The 15,968-nt window shown below is 58.4% G+C and carries 19 protein-coding genes; 12 read left to right on the forward strand and 7 right to left on the reverse strand.

Annotated elements, in window-relative coordinates; all coding sequences use genetic code 11:
• The first annotated feature begins 9 nt into the window (after nt 1-9).
• The 9 genes from B9Z44_RS07635 to B9Z44_RS07675 all read left to right on the forward strand — a co-directional run bounded on the left by B9Z44_RS07635 (nt 10) and on the right by B9Z44_RS07675 (nt 6,590).
• A complete protein-coding gene (locus B9Z44_RS07635) occupies nt 10-480 on the forward strand; it encodes a diheme cytochrome c (RefSeq protein ID WP_108402101.1) in 471 nt (156 codons plus the stop codon).
• Nucleotides 477-1,025, forward strand: coding sequence for a cytochrome b/b6 domain-containing protein (locus tag B9Z44_RS07640; protein WP_108402102.1), 549 nt, complete (start codon nt 477-479; stop codon nt 1,023-1,025). Before B9Z44_RS07635 ends, B9Z44_RS07640 begins: the two co-directional genes overlap by 4 nt.
• Complete coding sequence (locus B9Z44_RS07645; RefSeq protein WP_108402103.1) at nt 1,000-1,656, forward strand: winged helix-turn-helix domain-containing protein; 657 nt, start codon at nt 1,000-1,002, stop codon at nt 1,654-1,656. Before B9Z44_RS07640 ends, B9Z44_RS07645 begins: the two co-directional genes overlap by 26 nt.
• A 4-nt stretch (nt 1,657-1,660) precedes the next feature.
• Complete coding sequence (locus tag B9Z44_RS07650; protein WP_108359537.1) at nt 1,661-3,004, forward strand: ATP-binding protein; 1,344 nt, start codon at nt 1,661-1,663, stop codon at nt 3,002-3,004.
• Between the two features lie 33 nt (nt 3,005-3,037).
• Nucleotides 3,038-3,469 (forward strand): glycerate kinase, encoded by a 432-nt coding sequence (locus tag B9Z44_RS07655; RefSeq protein ID WP_108402104.1) that lies wholly within the window; start codon nt 3,038-3,040, stop codon nt 3,467-3,469.
• A 77-nt stretch (nt 3,470-3,546) separates the two neighbouring features.
• Nucleotides 3,547-4,488 carry a branched-chain amino acid transaminase gene (locus B9Z44_RS07660; RefSeq protein ID WP_108402105.1) on the forward strand — a complete coding sequence of 314 codons (942 nt, stop codon included), beginning with the start codon at nt 3,547-3,549 and terminating at the stop codon, nt 4,486-4,488.
• A gap of 3 nt (nt 4,489-4,491) precedes the next feature.
• A complete protein-coding gene (locus B9Z44_RS07665; protein ID WP_108359540.1) occupies nt 4,492-4,695 on the forward strand; it encodes a zinc-finger domain-containing protein in 204 nt (67 codons plus the stop codon).
• The gene (gene waaF, locus B9Z44_RS07670) at nt 4,691-5,740 is read left to right on the forward strand and encodes a lipopolysaccharide heptosyltransferase II (RefSeq protein WP_108402853.1); all 1,050 of its coding nucleotides are present in this window, start codon (nt 4,691-4,693) and stop codon (nt 5,738-5,740) included. The genes B9Z44_RS07665 and waaF overlap by 5 nt, the downstream gene beginning before the upstream one ends.
• A gap of 22 nt (nt 5,741-5,762) precedes the next feature.
• Nucleotides 5,763-6,590: a glycosyltransferase family 2 protein gene (locus B9Z44_RS07675; protein WP_108402106.1), complete on the forward strand. Its 828-nt coding sequence runs from the start codon at nt 5,763-5,765 to the stop codon at nt 6,588-6,590.
• 2 nt (nt 6,591-6,592) lie between these two features.
• Here the strand turns inward: B9Z44_RS07675 and B9Z44_RS07680 are convergent, their stop codons facing one another.
• The 5 genes from B9Z44_RS07680 to B9Z44_RS07700 form a co-directional block, all read right to left on the reverse strand.
• Complete coding sequence (locus tag B9Z44_RS07680) at nt 6,593-7,606, reverse strand: glycosyltransferase family 9 protein (RefSeq protein WP_108402107.1); 1,014 nt, start codon at nt 7,604-7,606, stop codon at nt 6,593-6,595.
• Nucleotides 7,607-7,614: 8 nt separating this feature from the next.
• Nucleotides 7,615-8,619, reverse strand: a complete 1,005-nt coding sequence (locus B9Z44_RS07685) for an NAD(P)H-dependent flavin oxidoreductase (protein WP_108402108.1) — start codon at nt 8,617-8,619, stop codon at nt 7,615-7,617.
• Nucleotides 8,620-8,684: 65 nt separating this feature from the next.
• Nucleotides 8,685-9,920: a sensor histidine kinase gene (locus B9Z44_RS07690; RefSeq protein ID WP_108402109.1), complete on the reverse strand. Its 1,236-nt coding sequence runs from the start codon at nt 9,918-9,920 to the stop codon at nt 8,685-8,687.
• A 4-nt stretch (nt 9,921-9,924) separates the two neighbouring features.
• Complete coding sequence (locus tag B9Z44_RS07695) at nt 9,925-10,632, reverse strand: response regulator (RefSeq protein WP_108402110.1); 708 nt, start codon at nt 10,630-10,632, stop codon at nt 9,925-9,927.
• A 63-nt stretch (nt 10,633-10,695) separates the two neighbouring features.
• The gene (locus B9Z44_RS07700; protein ID WP_108359546.1) at nt 10,696-12,036 is read right to left on the reverse strand and encodes an AmpG family muropeptide MFS transporter; all 1,341 of its coding nucleotides are present in this window, start codon (nt 12,034-12,036) and stop codon (nt 10,696-10,698) included.
• A 36-nt stretch (nt 12,037-12,072) separates the two neighbouring features.
• Between B9Z44_RS07700 and B9Z44_RS07705 the strand changes: the two genes are divergently transcribed.
• The 3 genes from B9Z44_RS07705 to B9Z44_RS15045 all read left to right on the forward strand — a co-directional run bounded on the left by B9Z44_RS07705 (nt 12,073) and on the right by B9Z44_RS15045 (nt 13,785).
• A complete protein-coding gene (locus B9Z44_RS07705; protein ID WP_108359547.1) occupies nt 12,073-12,900 on the forward strand; it encodes a M48 family metallopeptidase in 828 nt (275 codons plus the stop codon).
• A gap of 9 nt (nt 12,901-12,909) precedes the next feature.
• Nucleotides 12,910-13,404 (forward strand): hypothetical protein, encoded by a 495-nt coding sequence (locus B9Z44_RS07710; protein ID WP_108402111.1) that lies wholly within the window; start codon nt 12,910-12,912, stop codon nt 13,402-13,404.
• Nucleotides 13,405-13,515: 111 nt separating this feature from the next.
• Nucleotides 13,516-13,785 carry a hypothetical protein gene (locus tag B9Z44_RS15045; protein WP_146180596.1) on the forward strand — a complete coding sequence of 90 codons (270 nt, stop codon included), beginning with the start codon at nt 13,516-13,518 and terminating at the stop codon, nt 13,783-13,785.
• Here the strand turns inward: B9Z44_RS15045 and B9Z44_RS07715 are convergent.
• Both B9Z44_RS07715 and B9Z44_RS07720 read right to left on the reverse strand, forming a co-directional pair.
• Entirely contained in the window at nt 13,782-15,272 is a 1,491-nt protein-coding gene (locus tag B9Z44_RS07715; RefSeq protein ID WP_108359550.1) for a sensor histidine kinase, read from the reverse strand. The two genes, B9Z44_RS15045 and B9Z44_RS07715, sit on opposite strands and share 4 nt — an antisense overlap.
• A 40-nt stretch (nt 15,273-15,312) precedes the next feature.
• Complete coding sequence (locus tag B9Z44_RS07720) at nt 15,313-15,951, reverse strand: MBL fold metallo-hydrolase (RefSeq protein ID WP_108359551.1); 639 nt, start codon at nt 15,949-15,951, stop codon at nt 15,313-15,315.
• Nucleotides 15,952-15,968: the final 17 nt, after the last annotated feature.

Consider the following 15,968-nt stretch of genomic DNA (forward strand, 5'->3'; position numbering starts at 1 on the left):
GAGGTTCTTATGCATGTATGTTTCATACGCCTCATGCGCGGCATGGTGGCCGCAGTCTTGCTGACGACAACATCAGCGTGGGCTGGCAGCGACAAAGGTCTCACGCCGCCCGCGACCTATACCCAAGAGTGCGGCAGCTGCCACTTGGCATTCCCACCCAACTTGCTACCCAAAGCTTCATGGCAGCGCGTGATGAACGGGCTAGACAAACACTACGGCAGCGACGCTTCGTTAGACGTTGCCACACAAAAACAAATCGATGCCTGGCTGCAAACCCACGGCGGCCAAGGCAAGCGTGCGCGCGAGGAGCCGCCACAAGACCGCATCACCCGCTCGGCGTGGTTTGAGCGCAAGCACCGCGAGGTGAGTGCGGCCACCTTCAAGCGTGCGTCCATCAAAAGCCCTGCCAATTGCACCGCTTGCCACCGCGACGCAGCACAAGGTGACTTTGAAGAAGACCGCGTGAGGATTCCAAAATGAAGCCCGTGGTCGATTTAGGCACGCGCATGGCGCACGCCAGCATGGCCCTGGCGTTTCTCATGTCTTATGTCACGTCAGAGTCTGAGTATTGGCGTTTGGTACACGTCTACAGCGGTTACAGCTTGGCGGCGGTGTTGGCGTTTCGCTTGGTGTGGGGGTGGGTGGGACCTGCGTCGGCACGTTGGGGTTTGCTGCTGCGTCGTGTCGCGATGTGGCGCGTGTGGCTGAACAAACTCAAGCAAGGCGAATGGCTCACGCGTAACTTTTGGGTGGGGGCCAGCAGTTGGGTGCTGGGCGCTGCGGTGCTGTTCATTTATGCGTTTTGCACGGTGGCCATTGCCAGCGGGTGGGCTACCTACAATGAACTTTTAGGCGATGGCTGGTTGAACGATGCCCTGCAAGAGTTGCACGAAGGCTTGGGCAACGCGGCCATGGCTGTGGTGTGTGTGCATGTGGGGTTGGTGGTGATGCTGCGCATCTGGCGTGGCCCACAAGCCCTGCGACCCATGTGGCGAGGTTATGCGAATACTTCTGGCCGAGGATGATGAGCTGCTAGGCAGCGGCCTGCGTGCGGGCTTAGACCAGCGCGGCTTCCAAGTCGATTGGGTGCGCGATGGGGTGGCCGCCGAGCGAGAGCTGCTGAGCGCGCAGCACCAAGCGGCGGTGCTGGACATTGGCTTGCCGCGACAAGATGGTTTGGCTGTGTTGAAAGCTGTGCGTGCGCGTGGCATCGACACACCCGTGCTGGTGCTGACGGCACGTGATGCCGTGGCCCAACGCATCGAAGGCCTCAACCTCGGGGCCGACGATTACGTGATCAAGCCTGTGGATTTGGACGAGCTGGCCGCCCGTCTGCATGCCTTGGTGCGCCGCGCCCACGGTAAAACACAAGCCATGCTGCAAATTCGCAACGTGGTGATGGACCCCAGCGCACGGCAGGTGAGCCGCGATGGCGACGCCATCAGCCTGTCCACCCGCGAGTTTGATTTGTTGCAAGCCTTGTTGCTCAACGCTGGCCGCGTGTTGTCACGCGAGCAGCTTGAACAGCACCTGTACCGCTGGGGCCACGAGGTGGAGAGCAACACCATCGAAGTTCATATTCACCACCTGCGCCGCAAAATGGGCGCGGGCTTGATCGACACCGTACGCGGTGTGGGTTACATCGTCATGCCTTAAAGCTATGCGCCAACACTTTTCTTTGCAACAACGCTTGCTCACCCGCACTTTGGGTGCGGTGCTGGTGGTGTGGTTCGCCACTGCGGCTTTTGTGTGGTTTGAAGCTCGGCACGAGGTGGACGAGCTCCTCGACGCCCACCTGGCGCAGTCGGCCGCCTTGTTGGTGGTTCAGCAATCTGTCACGCCCGACGATGACGAGCCCTTGCTGGATGCGCCTACCTTGCACAAATACGCGCACCGCGTGGCCTACCAAGTGTTTCATGAAGACCGCTTGGTCATGCACTCCCCCAACGTGGCGCACACGCCCATGGCTCAGCACACAGAGGGGTTTGAGACCATCATCTTGGCCGACGGTCAATCGTGGCGTGTGTTCGCCGCGCCTGGCCGCGCCCGCGATGTGCAGATCTATGTGGCCGAACGTGTAGACAGCCGTGACGAAATTTTGCGTGCCGTGTTGCGTGGTTTTTTGCCGCCCCTCACCATGGCCTTGCCGCTGCTGTTGATTGGCTTGTGGTGGAACGTGCGCTCAGGCCTGCAACCTTTGCAGCGCTTGCGACAAGTGCTCTTAAAGCGTGACACCCAAACCCTTGCGCCCGTGGCCTTGCCCGACACCCCGCAAGAAGTGCAGCCCATGTTGGACGCGCTCAACGATTTGCTGCAACGCTTGGCCCAGCGCATGGAAACCGAGCGCCGCTTCACCGCCGATGCTGCCCATGAGCTGCGCACACCGATTGCCGCCATTCGTGCCCAAGCGCAAGTGGCGCTCACATCGGCAAGCAACGACCAAGTTCGCCAACAAGCGTTGCAAGACACCTTGCTGGGTTGTGACCGGGCTTCGCGCGTGGTTGAGCAACTGTTGACCTTGGCCCGTGTGGAAGGCCCGCAAGACGTGCTTTCTGAACCCTTCCGCTTAGACCAGTTGGCACAACAAATCATGGCCGACCTCACGCCTGAGGCGCTGCGACGCCATCAAACCCTAGAGCTGCTCGCGCCTGACGCGCTGCAGGTCAACGGCCAAAGCACCTTGTGGCAGATCTTGCTGCGCAACCTCATTGACAACGCTTTGCGTTACAGCCCTGAGGGCGCCACCGTGCGTATTCAAGCGCATCGGGCAGACGCGCAACACGTGGTGGTGACCGTCCAAGACGGTGGCCCTGGCCTGTCGTCGGAGGACAAGGCACGCCTTGGCGAGCGGTTTTTCCGCGTGTTGGGCACGTCAGCCACGGGCAGCGGCTTGGGCTGGTCCATCGTGCGGCACATCGCGACGTTGCAGCACATTCAAGTGGAATTAGGCCAATCCCAGGCCCTGGGCGGTTTGCAAGTGACCTTGCGTTATCCACAGCACTGAGCTGGCTCTTTGAGAGCCTGAGACAATAAGCCCATGAACTTTCAAAGATATTTGGTGCCCATTGGCACGGTGGGCTTGACGGCGTGGGCTTGGCAAAGCTGGGGCTGGATGGGCATTGCCATGGTGGTGACCGGCGGCGTCATGTGGCTGCTGCTGTATTTCACACGTTTGGTGCAAATCATGAAGCGGGCCAGCAACCGCCCCATTGGCTTTGTGGACAGTGCCGTCATGCTCAATGCCAAGCTCAAAGCGGGCGTGAGCCTGATGCACGTCGTCGCCATGACCCGCGCCTTGGGTCAGCTGGAGACCGAAAAGGGCGCCCAGCCCGAGGTGTTCAGCTGGCGCGATGGCAGCCAATCGGTGGTGCGCTGCGTGTTTATGCAGGGCAAGTTGCAGAGCTGGACGCTAGACCGTCCGTTCCAAGCCACCGACGTTGAGCCCGTGACCCACGCCGCCAACGACTGACCCCTCGTCAGGCTCGCTAAAATGAACCCTTACGCCGAAACAGGCGACAACCACATCATCAGTCCAAAGGAAATCCCATGAGCGTCGTGATCCCATCATCCATGTCTGACCGTGACGGCAAAATCTGGATGGACGGCCAGATGGTCGATTGGCGCGATGCCAAGATCCATGTGCTGAGCCACACCCTGCACTACGGTTGCGGCGCCTTCGAAGGCGTGCGCGCATACAAAACCGAGCAAGGCACCGCCATCTTCCGTTTGCAAGAGCACACCGACCGCTTGTTCAACAGCGCCAAAATTTTGCGCATGAACATGCCCTTCACCAAAGAGCAAATCAACAATGCGCAATGTGCCGTGGTGCGTGAAAACAATTTAGAAAGCGGCTACATCCGCCCCTTGACTTGGATTGGCGACAAAAAATTGGGCGTCAGCCCTCGCGGCAATGACATCCATGTGATGGTGGCTGCTTGGACTTGGGGTGCTTACCTCGGTGAAGAAGGCATGAAGCGCGGCATCCGCGTGAAGACCTCTAGCTACACCCGCCACCACGTCAACATCACCATGACGCAAGCCAAGGCGGTGAGCAACTACACCAACTCCATCTTGGCCAACATGGAAGTGACCGACGAAGGTTACGACGAAGCCTTGTTGCTCGACACCTCGGGCTTTGTGTCTGAAGGCGCTGGCGAAAACATCTTCGTCGTCAAAGACGGCGTCATCTACACGCCTGACTTGTCGGCTGGCGCTTTGAACGGCATCACCCGCAACACGGTGTTCCACATTGCCAAAGACTTGGGCCTTGAGATTGTGCAAAAGCGCATCACCCGTGACGAGATCTACATCGCTGACGAAGCCTTCTTCACGGGCACTGCCGCTGAAGTCACGCCCATCCGCGAACTCGACCGCATCCAATTGGGCGAGGGCAGCCGTGGCCCGATCACTGAAAAAATCCAAACGGCGTTCTTTGACATCGTCAATGGCCGCAATCCCAAGTACGCACATTGGTTGACAAAGGTTTAAAAAATGAGCAACACCGTTGAACTCTTAGCCAAAGATTTGAACGCTCAAGGCGGCGTGTTTTGCCCCAGCCCCAAAGCTGACATGAAACTCTGGAACAGCCACCCCAAGGTCTACTTGGATGTGGCTAAAACCGGCGAAGCCAAGTGTCCTTATTGCGGCACGGTTTACAAACTCAAGGCTGGCGAGCACGTTGGCGGCCATCATTAAAAACGCCCTCATCATCGCCCCCCAATGGATTGGGGACGCGGTGATGACCGAACCCTTGCTGCGCCGCTTGGCTGCGCGCGGCGAGCGCCTCACTGTCGCTGCCTTGCCTTGGATTGCACCGGTTTACCGTGTGATGCCCGGCGTGGCCGAAGTGATTGAGATGCCGTTCAAACACGGCGGCCTGCAACTGATGGGTCGCTTGAAACTGGCCCGCCAGTTGCGCGGCAAGTTTGATGTGGCCTATGTGTGCCCCAACTCACTGAAGAGCGCGTTGCTGCCCTGGATGGCCAACATCGCCAAGCGCGTGGGCTACACCGGCGAAATGCGTTTTGGTCTGCTGACCGATCGCTTAGACAACCCCCAAACCGAAGAGCGCCCGCCCATGGTCGAGTGGTATGCCGCGCTGAGTTTGGTGGGCCAAAACCCCGGCAAGCCCATGAAGCTGGTGGGCGATTTACGCCCCGTGCTCAAAGTGGGGGTGGGCGTGATGGACGACGCGCTCGAAGAGCTGGCCACCCACATGCCCACGCTGCCAACCTTGGCCAAGCACAGCTATGTGGTGTTTGCGCCGGGCGCCGAATACGGCCCCGCCAAACGCTGGCCTGCCAAACACTTTGCTGAATTGGCGGGCAAGATTGACCGCCCCGTGTTCTTGTTGGGTTCGAACAAAGAGTTCGACATCTGCCAAGAAATTGCCACCACCGCCAATGCCAAAAAGCCCGGTCATTGTTTCAACTTGGCAGGTCAAACCAACTTGATGCAAGCCTTTGCGTTGATTGCCTACGCGCACCGTGTGGTCAGCAACGACTCCGGGCTCATGCACGTGGCCGCAGCGTTTGGTGTGCCGCAAGTGGCGGTGTTTGGTTCGTCCAGCCCTGAACACACGCCACCTTTGAACGAGCGTGCGCGCGTGGTGTGGCTGCGTGTGGATGCCAACTACCAGCCTCCGTTGGCCTGTTCGCCTTGTTACGAACGCACGTGTCCGCTGGGCCACACGCGTTGCTTAGAAGACGTGTCGGCTGAGCGCGTCTACCGCTTGCTCTGAGTTCATTTTTAAAAGCCTGACCATGTCTGAACAAAAGCCCAAACTCAGCATCATCACAGCGGTGTACAACCAGTTGCCGATGAACCAGATTTACTGGGAAAACTTGGTCAAGCACACCAAACATTCGTTTGAGCTCATCGTCATCGACAACGCATCAACCGATGCCAGCGCTGATTTTTTTGAATCGGTCGGCGCACGTGTGATTCGCAATTCCGGCAACTATTCATACCCTGTGTCGCAGAACCAAGGCATTGCCATCGCCAAGGGTGAGTGGCTGGCGTTCTTAAACAACGACATCATCGTGAGCGATGGGTGGGATGAAACGCTCATTGCAAACGCTGAACACAACCAGCTCGATGTCATCACCTCTTGCGGTATCGAGCGCATCGAAAGCAAAGCGGCTACCAAAAAGCTGCGTCGCCGATGGAACCGTATCCGTGGGTTGGTGGGCTTGTTTGGCACGGGGCGCACCTGTTTGCTGCTCATGCACAAATGGATGTATGGCAACTGGGCGGCGTTTTGCAAAGACCGTCAAACGCGTTTCAAGCATCAAGCCGTGGAAGGCTTTGTGGGCAACACCGTGATGTTCTCGCGCCGCGCGCTAGCCATCTTGGGCCCTTGGGACGAAACCCAACAAGCCGCAGACTTTGATTTGTTTTTGCGCACCGCCATGCGCGCACGCGAGGTGGGTGACATTCGCCCCATGCACATCGCGTTGGATTGCTTCAACCACCACTACATCCGCTTGACCATGAAGGGCGGTTACCCACCCTTTGTGGACAAAGACAAGCTCATTGCGCTTGAGCAAAAGTGGACGCCCGAGCAGCGCGCGCTGCTGATCGAGAACTGAACTTATTTCAAGAACACGCGCTCGCGTGACTTCGGATTGGCCAGAAGGTGTGCCAGCGCCTTCATGACCTCGGGGACGCCAATGTCGCTTACCGCTTTCCCCGTGGGGGCGATGATTTGGGCATACGTGTCTGACAACGGTTCCCATGAATCCACCGACAACACGCTGGGCTCGTACAGCGCAATCACTGGCTTGTTCCAAGCACTGGCGGCATGCACGGCGTAGGTGTCGGGCGATACCACCACATCTGCGTTTTGAATGCTGGCCAGCGAGGGCGTGACCGTGGCGGCAAACGGGGTCACGTGGACGCGGTCGCTTTGTGTGTTGAACATCTCATGCATCGCTACTTCTAGCGCAGGGCTGGCGCTGAGCAGTTGCATGTGAATGTGGGGGTGCTGTGTATAAACCGCATGCACGAACTGTTGCAGCCACGGCAGAGAGAACGATTTGTTCGCCGCGCTGCTTTGGCTGTTGACGACCATCAGCAAGCCTGTGTCTGAAGGCTTGGCCGCCGCCGTGTGCTCGCCCAAGCGAATGTCGTAGTGGTAAGGGCCAGGCGTGGCGCCTAGGGTTTGTAGAAACCGCAGATGGCGCGCCGAATAGTGTTGTGCCGTGCCGTGCGTGCTGTAGCCCCAATCGCCTTCCATCACCACATCATTGGGGAGGGGTTTTGTGGGGTGTTTCAAAAATAAAAAGCGCTGCTTGGCATTCACCATGTTCAACACAATTTGCACAGACGGGTTGGCCAGGTCTAGACCAAAGTGAACCACCATGTCGTAGCGCGTCATCCGTGCTTTGAGGCTCGCCCACATGCGGGCAAACACATTGCGGCTTGCCGACACGTGCAGCCACTTCACTTCGGGGTGGTGGCGGTACAGCGCCGCATTGCTGGCGCCACACAGCACGCCGATGTCGCAATCAGGCCAGTGCGCATGCAATTGTTTGAACAGACCCGTCACGACAATGGCATCGCCAATTTTGTTGTCGTGCGACAAGATGAGCAGGCGTTTTTTCATGCGAGCCTTTACTTGCCTAACAAGCGTTGCGCTTGTTGTGTGATGCGGGCAATCACCGTCTGCGCGGCAGGGATATCGGCAATCAAGCCCACGGCTTCACCCACCGTGGCATGTGCGCGTGTGAAGTCACCCGCTTTCACGCCTGCGTCGTAGTCGGCGCGTGCGGCATCTGGGTTGGTTTGTAAAGCGGCCACGTTGCTTTCAAGTGCGCGGTGCAAGTCGTTGCGAATGGCGCGAAAGTCATACGGTGCGGGCCAGTTTTTGCGACGCAAGATGTCAAACACCATGCTGCGTGCGGTGCCGTCACCGTTGGTGTGTGTGGCTTGGGTTTTGGCGCCTGCGGCAGCCAAGCTCTCCGTTGTGGCCCACAAGCGCGAGCCAACCAAGGCGCCATCAGCGCCCAGCATCAAAGCCGCCGCCAGTCCGCGACCATCGGCTACGCCGCCTGCGGCGAGCAGCAAGGTGTCGGGTGAATGGGCCGCGAGGTAGTCGGCAATCTCAGGCACCAACGTGAAGGTGCTGCGCCCTTCAAGGGCGTTGGCACCGTGGCCGCCGGCTTCGCCGCCTTGTGCCACGATGACCGAGGCACCGGCCTCTAACGCGTGCGGCACTTGGTCCAGGCGCTGCACTTGGCAAATCAGTTGCGCGCCTGCTTGGGCAATGCGCTCGGCATAAGGGCGAGGGTCGCCAAATGACAGCATGATGGCGCAAGGCTTTTGTGTCAGTACCCAGTCAAGTGCCTCCGCGTTTTCGTCTAATTTCCAAGTGATGAAGCCACAGCCTAGGCGTGCGTGGCTCGCGGTATCGTCTTTCAGCAAGTCATGCGCTAGCGCGTATTCGCGTTGGGTCCAAGCGAGGTCACCGTAGCCGCCGCCGACCAAGCCCAGCGCACCGGCTTGGGCGCAGGCGGCAGCCAAAGCGCCGCCCGTGGCCAGCGCCATGGGCGCTAAAGCAATTGGGGTGGTCAGTTGAAAACGTTGGGTGAAGCGGGTGTTCAGGGCAGCGTGTGTCATGCACGATATTGTGCAACGAGCCCGTGTGCTTGGTGAGCGTCAGTGCCGCGGGTTATGCGGGTGCATCAGGCAGGCAGCATCACCACAAATCGGGCGCCGCCGCCTTCGCGGTCTTCGCAGCGCACACGGCCGCCGTGGCGTTGCACGATGGAGCGCACCAACGACAAGCCCAGGCCCACGCCACCTTCGCGTTCGCTGGCGCCCGGCAGGCGGTAGAAGGGCTCGAAGATGCGTTCGCGCAAGTCGGCAGGAACGCCGGGCCCGCGGTCGCACACACACAAGCGCACCCAATTTCGGTGGTTTTCAACCAGAGTTGACAGCTGCACCTCAATGTCTGACGTGCCATATCGGCGCGCGTTTTCCAGCAAATTGCGCAGCATGCGTCGCAGCAGTTTGGCGATGCCCGGCACCACGATGCTTTGCGGCTGAAAGCCGAGCTCTAAATGGGCGTCCACGCGTGCGCATTCTTCGCTGGCCAGGCCTGTCAGGTCCACAGCTTCAACCGTGCCCAGATCCGCCTCTTTGGCGTCAAGGCGGCTGGCTAACAAAATCTCATCAATCAGTTGGTCCAGCTCGCCCACGCTGCGCGAGATTTCTGCTTTCATGCTGGGTGAGGGGGCGTCCCCCATCAGCTCTAGCCCCATGCGGATGCGTGTGAGGGGCGAGCGCAGCTCATGCGAGGCATTGGCCAGCAATGATTTGTGTGAGGTGACGAGTTGCTCCACTTGGGATGCCGCGTGGTTGAAGCGCTGCGCCAGGTAGGCCACTTCGTCATTGCCTTGTTCGGCCACGCGGGCCGACAAGTTGCCCGTGCCCCATTGCTCCACGCCTTTTTGTAAATTCTCCAAGCGGCGGGTCAGGCGACGCACGATGGGGTAGGTGCCCAGCGCCACAGCGAGGGCGACCAAGCCCAATGTCCATGCGAACCCAAAAGGCGGGCGTGACCAAAAAGTATGCGGGGGGCGTGGCAAATGCACATGCATCAGTTCGCCGTTTTGCATGCGCACCATGAACTCAGGGCCCGAACCAAAGTGGCCAGGCGGGTGGCGCATGTCGGGGCCTTGGAGGGGGGGCGCTTCTACTGGAAGACCATCTGGTGGTCGCAAGCGTGCGCGGCCTTGGCCCACCAGTTCGCCTGCCGAATTGCGCACCAACACTTCGCGCAGCGGTGGCTCCGCGGTCATGCGCATGACCCAGCCGGTGAGCAATGTCAGCACGGCCACCGCCAGCACCACGGCCAGCCAGATGCGCACATACAAAGGCAGGTGCAAAGCGCGGGTGTGCGATGAGGTGGTCGGCATGGCGTCAGTCTTGTTGCTTGGCAAACACGTAGCCCACACCACGTACGGTGAGGATGCGCTTAGGTGCTTTGGCATCTTCTTCAATGGCGGCGCGAATGCGGCCCATGTGGACGTCGATGGATCGGTCAAAGGCTTCGAGTTCGCGTCCTCGCACCGCCTCCATGATTTGATCGCGTGACAGCACGCGGCCAGCGCGTTCAGCCAAGACCCAGAGCAAATCAAACTGGTACGCCGTGAGGTCGCACACGTCGCCACGGACGCTGACGCTGCGTGCATCGCGGTCTAGCTCTAGCGAGCCGAATTTCAAAGTTTGGTGCGTGGCCTCCGTTGCCTCACCTGGCGCGTGGCGACGTAACACGGCGCGAATGCGGGCCAGCAATTCACGGGGCTCAAAGGGTTTGGGCAGGTAGTCATCTGCGCCCAGCTCCAAGCCGACGATGCGGTCCATCGGGTCGCCTTTGGCGGTGAGCATCAACACAGGGGTTTGGGCCAGCGCGCCGGGCAAAGCGCGGATGCGTTTGCACACTTCAAGGCCATCGATGTCGGGCAGCATCAAGTCAAGCAGCACCAAAGCAGGCGCTGTGCTTTGCAGCACCTTCAGGCCATCTAGTCCGTTGGCGGCGTGCTGTACGGTGAAACCAGATTGTTGGAGGTACTCGCTCACCATGTTGGCGAGGCGGTGGTCATCTTCGATCAAGAGCAAGGTATTCATGGTGCGTTCATCATGCCTCGCGATGTCTGGGCTTGTCTAAAGACAAGGTAAAGACTGGGTAAATCAGTGCGTTGCTTTTGCGTCTGCGCCTGCGTGCGCCACCGGCAAGATGCGTGAGGCCAGCCACACCAGCAGCAACACAGGCACGCCCAGCAAGGCAGTGCTGTTGAAGAAAGCTTCGTAGCCATGCGCGTCCACATACACGCCCGAGAACCCGGCCAGCCACTTGGGCGCGAGCAACATCATCGAGCTGAACAGCGCGTACTGCGTGGCCGAGTAGTTCACATTGGTCAAACTAGACAAGTACGCAATGAACGCCGCTGACGCAATGCCGCTGGCCAAGTTGTCGGCCGAGATGACCCACACCAACGCCGTCAAATCGTGCCCGCGCGTGGCCAGCCAAGCAAACAACAAATTCGTCACGGCGCTGAGCACCGCGCCCAGCATGAGGATGCGCATCACGCCCAAACGCATGGACAGCACCCCGCCAATGAACGCGCCCAACAACGTCATGATGACGCCAAACACTTTGGTGACGGCAGCCACTTCGTCTTTGGTGTAACCCATGTCCACATAAAACGGATTGGCCATGATGCCCATCACCACATCGCTGATGCGGTACACCGCGATCAAGCCCAAAATGAGCGCCGCTTGCCAGCGGTAACGGCGAATAAATTCGGCAAAGGGTTCGACCAATGCGCTTTGCAGCCATTCGCGCGCATTGCGCGCGGGGGGCATGTCACGTTGGGCTGGCTCGGGCGAGAGCAACACGGTCAACACGCCCAGGCTCATGGACGCGGCCATGACCAAGTATGCGGTTTGCCAAGCGGCGTGTTGGTACGCGGTTTCGTCTGCACCCGATGCACGCGCTGCCACCCACAACACGCCCGCACCTGCCCAAATCATGGCAAGGCGGTAGCCGGTTTGGTAGGTGGCGGCAAGTGCCGCTTGGTGTTGCGCATCGGCAGATTCAATGCGAAAGGCATCTAGCGCAATGTCTTGTGTGGCTGAACCAAAAGCCACCACCAAGGCGCACCACACCACCGGCTCTAGCGCCAGTTGCGGGTCGAGCAACGCCATGCCGATGAGCCCTGCGACAACCACGGTTTGTGCCAACAGCAGCCAGCTGCGACGGCGGCCCAGCCAGCGTGTGAGCAGTGGCAAAGGCAGGCGGTCCACCAGCGGCGACCACACCCATTTGAAGCCGTAAGCCAAACCCACCCAACTTAAAAAGCCAATCGTGCTGCGGTCAATCCCAGCTTCTCGTAAGCGAAAACTCAGCGTGCCTAAAACCAACAAAAGTGGCAAGCCCGCAGAAAAGCCCAGACACAACATGCGCCATGAAGCAGGCTCTAAGTACACATGAAGTGCGTCCAGCCAGCTGAGTTTTTTGGTATCGTTCATGCCTCTATTTTCAGGCTTTCACAAAGAGACTTTTCCATGCTCACCAAACGCGCTTTTCTTTACGGTTGTGTCGGCTGCGCTTGTGGCCTTGGCAGCGGCGCTTTGTTGGCGCGCGACGGCGTGGAAGTGACCCGAGAAGCCTCTGTGTTTGCCAACCTCGTGCCTGCGGCGGAGGTCGAACAATCGGCCCACAAGCAATACGCCGACATGATGAAAGAGGCCGCTGGCAAAAACGCGTTGGGCCCAGACAACCATCCCCAAGTCATACGCCTGCGCCGAATTGCCAAAGACATCATCCCGCAGAGCTTTGACTGGAACCCCCGCGCCAAAGAATGGAAGTGGGAAGTCAACTTGGTGGGCTCGAACCAAATCAACGCCTTTTGCATGCCCGGCGGCAAGATTGCTTTTTACAGCGGCATCTTGACCCAGTTGCAACTGACCGACGATGAGGTGGCCATGGTCATGGGCCACGAAATTGCCCACGCTTTGCGTGAGCACGCGCGTGAACGCATGGGCAAAGCGGCTGCCACCAACGGCGTGGCCACCATCGGCAGCACGGTGGCTTCTGTCTTTTTTGGCGTGAGCCCGCAGCTCACCGATTTGGTGGCCAAGCAGGGGGCGAACTTGCTGAACCTCAAATTCAGCCGCGACGATGAAACCGAAGCTGACTTGGTGGGCATGGAAATCGCCGCACGCGCCGGCTATGACCCGCGCGCAGGCGTGACGCTGTGGCAAAAAATGAGTGCCGCCAACAAAGGCGCACCACCCCAGTGGCTCAGCACCCATCCTTCAGGCAACACACGCATTGAAGAAATTCAGGCCAATTTGCCCAAGGTCATGCCTTTGTACGAGCGTAAAAAGTAAGGCGCACACATGACATCCACGCTTTCCCGCACCTTCCTTGCGAGCCTGTTGTTGCTAGCCGCCAAGGCCTATGCCGATCCGTACATGGGCATGGAATACCAAAAATTGTCTGGCACACGCAGTGACCAGTCATACGCCACCAGCCAAGCCAATGTGGTCGTGGGCTACGAGTGGCCACTCTCGGCAGACTTGAAACATGGCGTTGAATACACGGGGCCAATCAGCACCAGCACAGGACAACTGGGCGCTCAAAACGTCGAAACCACGTTGATGGCGTTTGGTTACAAACTCACGTACAACGGGTTTTATGGCAAGGCGGCCTATGTCAAGTTGGACCGCGATGATGCCGACTTAGAAAAATCCAAAGACCGTGCGGCGATGTACAGCGTGGGTTACGAGCACGCGCTTGACGACACCACCACGTTGCGTGTCTCGCGCGACGTCTTGCGCTCTGGCGCTGTTTCGGTTTCTGGATTCAGTGCTGCGGTGCTGTTTGGGTTTTAAAACTCCGCGACCTTCAACCCAGGTACGCCCGCCGGTGTAACCCCCTTGGCGTATAGCTTTCGCCGCTTATAAAAATTACCATCGCTACAGATCTTTTCATTTGTAGCGCGCGTGACTTCCAAGCCTTCCCCCCTCCGTACTCCATCATCAGAACGATCGGGTCTGGCTGACGGCGCTCGACTTGGCCGCTTTCACACGCAGCAGCAACGTGCGTTGCGCCTCAACTATGTGGCCATTGCCGTGGGTGTGTTGATGGCGCTGTATGTGCTGGTCACCATCATTCGACCTTTGTTTTTCAGCACACGCCCAGGAAAAGCGACACAGGACTTTGGTTGCATTTCCAAGTCGGTTATCAGCGACTGCTCGGCCAGTAGCCGTTAATAAATCATTGGCCCGGTTGTCGCCGGCAAGTTGACCGTGAATGTGGTGCCGCTGTTTGTGTCGGTCACGAAATCAATCGTGCCTTGATGTGTTTCCACAATCGTGCGGCTCAGCCACAGACCAATGCCCATGCCGTCTTCTTTGTTGGTTCGCAACAATTCAAAAATTGATGCGGCAATTTCTGGGGCAATGCCTGATCCGTTGTCCGTCACCGTCAGCAGCACACGGTCGCCCTGCAGTTGTGTGCGCAATGTGATGCGTTTTTGTTTTGAGGTGTCGAGCGTCAACGCATCTGCAGCATTGGTGATGAGGTTCAGCAACACCTGCTGTAGCTGAGATTTGTCACCCGTGATCATCGTTGCCTCGGGGTGCAGGTCGACCTTCAAAGCAATGTGGTTGCTGTTGAGTTTAGATTTGCAGAGCAACAACACGTCATTGGCTAGCGCGTTCAAGTCAAACGTCGACATCAATTTCCGGCCGCTGCCAAACATGTTGCGCAGTGTTTTGATGATGGTGGCCGCGCGTTGGTTGTCTTTCATCAAGTCGCGCATGGCCTCTTTGACTGTGCTGTCTGCGTTGGCGTCTGTACCCGTATCCAGCAAGGCCGAGTCAATCAATTCGGCGTTGAGTTGAATAGACGTGAGGGGTTGGTTCAGCTCGTGTGCCAAGCACGCGACCAAGGCCCCCATGCCTGCGGTTTTGTTGAAGATGGCGAGTTGGCGAATGATTTCTTCTCGCTCTTGCAACAACTTTTTTAAGTCGATGCTGGTTTTTCGTATGGCTTCCGCACGCTCGTTGGTTACGGCCAGTTCGTGCGTCATGGCCATTTTTTGACGCTCGGCAATCTCTAAAAAGATGCGCAAGAAAGCAATGTTGCTTAATGTGATGGCCGTGAACTGGCCAACGATCATGATGGCTTGATCCCAGGTGGGCGCGTAAATGTCATGCACGTCACCAAGCAGGCTGACACCCAAGGTGCGTACGCCGAGCGTGACACTAAGACTCAACCCAGCCCACATCAACAATCGTGCCCCTAGCGAAGGTTGCTGTTGGTTTAACTGTTCACCAATGCGGAAATAGTCAAAGCACAACAAGGCGTAAAAGCCGTTGAAAAGCAGCAGCGCTTCCCACTCCGCTTGATGAAAATAAATCAAGTAGCAAAAAACAGCGAAGTACGCCGTATTTACCACCGTGTAGACGCGAAACGCTGTGTCTTGCGGGGACGGCAACAAATACATGCGCAAGGCCACCATGCGCCCCCAGTTGCCAATAAGCATTAAGAACTGCGCGACATAAAAAAACACCACATCCGGTACGCTCCCGCGTATGGCGAGCAAGACCACGGCACCGCCGCTGATCATGCCCGACACACACCACAGCTTGACCTGAAAACTTCTGTACTCCAGCAGGGCGAGCCAAATGGCGCCGTGCAGCATCAAGTACACGAAACAAATCATGAAGATCGTGGTTTGTGTGTCAAGTTGCATCAGTGCGTGTCGTGTTCAATGAGGCTTGGGTGCGCAGCGCTTAGGTGCCGCCCACATAGGGGTTGCTCACGCGCTCGCGCCCGAACGTGCTCTCTGGACCATGGCCAGGAATGAACACGGTGTCGTCACCCATGGGCCACAAACGTTGCGTGATGCTGTTGATCAAATCTTCGTGATTGCCTTGCGGAAAGTCGGTGCGGCCAATGCTGCCGGCAAACAGCACATCGCCCACAAACGCACGCTTGATCTCGGGTGAGTAAAACACCACATGGCCAGGTGTGTGGCCGGGGCAATGGCGCACTTGCAACGTGTGTTTGCCCAATGTGACCGTGTCGCCATCGTGTAGCCAACGCGTCGGGGTGAAGGGGCGTGACGGCGGAAATCTGTAGTTGGCAGCGGCCTGTGGCAAGCCGTCAATCCAAAACTGATCGCCTGGATGCGGGCCAATGATGGGCAAGTTCAGCTTTTCGGCCAAGTCGGCGGTGGCGCCTGCATGGTCAATGTGTGCATGTGTGATCCAGATTTGTTCCAGCGTCACACCCAGTTGTTTGCAAGCGTCTTCCAGCACGGGCAAATCACCCCCAGGATCAATGACGGCGCCTTGCATCGTTTCATCGCACCAGACGATGGAACAGTTTTGTTGGAAGGGGGTGACGGGGACGGTTTCGTACTGAAGCATGTTGCAAATGGTAGCGG

This window comes from Limnohabitans curvus (assembly GCF_003063475.1).
GTDB classification, from domain to species: domain Bacteria; phylum Pseudomonadota; class Gammaproteobacteria; order Burkholderiales; family Burkholderiaceae_C; genus Limnohabitans; species Limnohabitans curvus.

Excerpts from the sequence above, each read along its gene's own strand:
- B9Z44_RS07635 (WP_108402101.1), top strand. The coding sequence starts at position 10 with ATGCATGTATGTTTCATACGCCTCATGCGCGGCATGGTGGCCGCAGTC.
- B9Z44_RS07640 (WP_108402102.1), top strand. The coding sequence starts at position 477 with ATGAAGCCCGTGGTCGATTTAGGCACGCGCATGGCGCACGCCAGCATG.
- B9Z44_RS07645 (WP_108402103.1), top strand. The coding sequence starts at position 1,000 with ATGCGAATACTTCTGGCCGAGGATGATGAGCTGCTAGGCAGCGGCCTG.
- B9Z44_RS07650 (WP_108359537.1), top strand. The coding sequence starts at position 1,661 with ATGCGCCAACACTTTTCTTTGCAACAACGCTTGCTCACCCGCACTTTG.
- B9Z44_RS07655 (WP_108402104.1), top strand. The coding sequence starts at position 3,038 with ATGAACTTTCAAAGATATTTGGTGCCCATTGGCACGGTGGGCTTGACG.
- B9Z44_RS07660 (WP_108402105.1), top strand. The coding sequence starts at position 3,547 with ATGAGCGTCGTGATCCCATCATCCATGTCTGACCGTGACGGCAAAATC.
- B9Z44_RS07665 (WP_108359540.1), top strand. The coding sequence starts at position 4,492 with ATGAGCAACACCGTTGAACTCTTAGCCAAAGATTTGAACGCTCAAGGC.
- B9Z44_RS07675 (WP_108402106.1), top strand. The coding sequence starts at position 5,763 with ATGTCTGAACAAAAGCCCAAACTCAGCATCATCACAGCGGTGTACAAC.
- B9Z44_RS07680 (WP_108402107.1), bottom strand. The coding sequence starts at position 7,606 with ATGAAAAAACGCCTGCTCATCTTGTCGCACGACAACAAAATTGGCGAT.
- B9Z44_RS07685 (WP_108402108.1), bottom strand. The coding sequence starts at position 8,619 with ATGACACACGCTGCCCTGAACACCCGCTTCACCCAACGTTTTCAACTG.
- B9Z44_RS07690 (WP_108402109.1), bottom strand. The coding sequence starts at position 9,920 with ATGCCGACCACCTCATCGCACACCCGCGCTTTGCACCTGCCTTTGTAT.
- B9Z44_RS07695 (WP_108402110.1), bottom strand. The coding sequence starts at position 10,632 with ATGAATACCTTGCTCTTGATCGAAGATGACCACCGCCTCGCCAACATG.
- B9Z44_RS07700 (WP_108359546.1), bottom strand. The coding sequence starts at position 12,036 with ATGAACGATACCAAAAAACTCAGCTGGCTGGACGCACTTCATGTGTAC.
- B9Z44_RS07705 (WP_108359547.1), top strand. The coding sequence starts at position 12,073 with ATGCTCACCAAACGCGCTTTTCTTTACGGTTGTGTCGGCTGCGCTTGT.
- B9Z44_RS07710 (WP_108402111.1), top strand. The coding sequence starts at position 12,910 with ATGACATCCACGCTTTCCCGCACCTTCCTTGCGAGCCTGTTGTTGCTA.
- B9Z44_RS07715 (WP_108359550.1), bottom strand. The coding sequence starts at position 15,272 with ATGCAACTTGACACACAAACCACGATCTTCATGATTTGTTTCGTGTAC.
- B9Z44_RS07720 (WP_108359551.1), bottom strand. The coding sequence starts at position 15,951 with ATGCTTCAGTACGAAACCGTCCCCGTCACCCCCTTCCAACAAAACTGT.